Source organism: Streptomyces sp., assembly GCF_035563135.1.
Classification (GTDB): Bacteria; Actinomycetota; Actinomycetes; order Streptomycetales; family Streptomycetaceae; genus Streptomyces.
This window is the reverse complement of the sequence record NZ_DATMVN010000665.1, coordinates 1-2,310: the sequence shown is the minus strand read 5'-3', so window position 1 is coordinate 2,310 and position 2,310 is coordinate 1. Positions and strand designations below refer to the sequence as shown.

The following is a 2,310-nucleotide window of genomic DNA, read 5'->3' as shown; positions in this document are numbered from 1 at the left end:
GTCGCCGGCGGGGGCGGTCCGCGCCGGGAGGGCCCTGCGCACCCACTCGGGCCGGTGCAGGAACTGGCGGCGGCCCGTGCGGCCCTCGGGGCGGGCCAGGCGGACTCCGAGGAGTTCGGTGACCGGATCGCCGTTCTCCAGGAGGAGGATGTCGGCCACCCGGCGGTCCTGCTCGCCGTGGACGCGGGCGACGACCCTGAGCCGCTCCCCGCGGGGCTTCCTGAAGTGGCGTACGGAGGCGATCTCACGCGGCACGAACACCGGGCCCTCGGGGTCCAGGACGACGGCGGCCTGCACCGCGGCCTCCAGGAGTTCGGCGGGCACGTGCTCGACCGCGGTGGCGTCACGGCCGGTGAGCTCGCCGGTGACCAGTCCGTCCCGGTGCCGGGAGGCGCGCAGCAGCAGGCGCATGCGCGGTCCGTGCGGCCGGCCGACGGAGGCGAGGTCGGTGTAGATGTCCTCGTCGTCGATGTGCTGTCCGGCGGGCGCCAGTTCGGCGTCCAGCTCCGCCAGCTCGGAGACCGGCACGACCGGTTCGCGTCCGGCGGCGATCGTGGCGGTGGCGTGGATGTGCTCCTCGCCGCCGACGAGAGTGAAGACCTGCACGTCGGCGCCGCCGTCGGCGCGCGGGCGCCAGCGGGAGGTCAGGACCGTGGCGGTCTCGGCGGTCGTGTGCAGGGGCGCGAGCAGCTTCAGCTCGCGGACGGCGGCGCGGGTGTGCCCCCCGACCGCGTCCTGGAGCGCGAGGAACAGGTCGACGTACGCGCCGGCCGGAAGGGTCGTGCGTTCTCCGTCACCGAGGTCGGTCAGCGCGCCGAGGTCCTCGGCGGTGAACTCCGCGGTGAACTCCCTCACCCCGCAGGCGAACCGTTCCTCCGTACCGAGCAGCAGGTGGCGGGCCCTGCCGCCGGCCGTGCCCGTGCGACGCGCGCCGACGGAGGGCAGCCAGTACCGCTTGCGCTGGAAGGCGTAGGTGGGCAGGGAGGTCTTCGCGGCGGCGGGGCGGTCCGCGTGGTAGCCGGCCCAGGAGACCGTCAGACCCGCGGCGTAGTATCCGGCGAGTGCGGCCAGGGTGGTGCCGGCGGAGCCGTCGCGGCGGCGCAGGCTGGCCAGCCACACGTGGTCCTCGGCGGTCAGGCAGCGCCGGGCGAGGGCGGTCAGGGCGGCCTGCGGTCCGATCTCGACCAGGGCGTGGCGGCCGCGCTGGGCCACCGCCCGGATACCGGCCATGAAGCGTACGGGTTCGCCGATGTGCCGCACCCAGTAGTCGGCGGTGCCGATCTCGCGGAGGCGGGCGGGCCGGCCGGTGACGTTGGAGATCAGGCTGATGGCGGGCTCGTGGAACGTGATGCCGTCGAGGGCGGCCCGGAAGTCGTCGTAGACCTCGGCCATCAGGGGTGAGTGGAAGGCGTGCGAGACGGCCAGCCGGTCGACGCGGGTCCCCCGCTCCTGGAGGAGGGCGATGATCTCGTCGAGGGCGGCGGTGCCGCCGGAGACCACGCACTGGTCCGGGGCGTTCACCGCCGCGAGGGCCAGGTCCGGGTGGCCGGCGAGGAGGGGTTCGACGTCCTCGGCGGGCGCGGACACGGCGGCCATGCCGCCCGGCGCGCTCACCGCCTGCATCAGCCGCGCGCGGGCGGCGACCAGGGTCACGGCGTCCGGCAGGCCGAACAGGCCGGCCACGGCGGCGGCCACGACCTCCCCGATGCTGTGCCCGATGAGCACGTTGGGGCGCACACCCCAGGACATCCACAGCTGGGCGAGGGCGTACTCCAGGGTGAACAGGGCGGGCTGGGTGTACTCGGTGCGGTCGATCGCCTCCGGGTCGGCGGCGGTACCGAGCACCAGTTCGGCCACGGAGCGGCCCAGATGCGGGGTGAACAGTTCGTCGCACAGGTCGACCTGCTCGCGGAAGACCGGGAAACGTGCGTAGAGCGCGGCTCCCATGCCCGCGTACTGCGATCCCTGGCCGCTGAACATGAACGCCGTCCTGCGGATGCCGGAGGGCCCCTCGTGCTTCTCCTCGGCGGCCTTGTCCAGCAGGTCCACGAGCGCCGTGCGGTCGGCGACCGGGCCCGCGACGCGGTAGGGGTGGTGGGTGCGCGAGACGTTGGCGGTGTAGCAGAGCTCGTCCAGCCCCATGTCGGGACGCTCGTCCAGCAGCTGCCGGTAGGCGCGGATCTGGGCACTCAGGGCGGCGGCGCTCTTGGCGGAGAGGGTGAACACGGGATCCCCGGGCGGAGCCGGGTCCACGGGCGCCTGCCCGGCCGGAGCCGGCGCCTGTTCCAGGACCGCCGCCCCGATCGTGCC

The 2,310-nt window shown here is 74.7% G+C and carries 1 protein-coding gene; it reads right to left on the bottom strand.

The genetic code is table 11. The features are described 5' to 3' along the window. Positions 1-2,310 (bottom strand): acyltransferase domain-containing protein (locus VN520_RS29730; protein WP_325750039.1); only part of this gene is annotated, 2,310 nt, incomplete at both ends.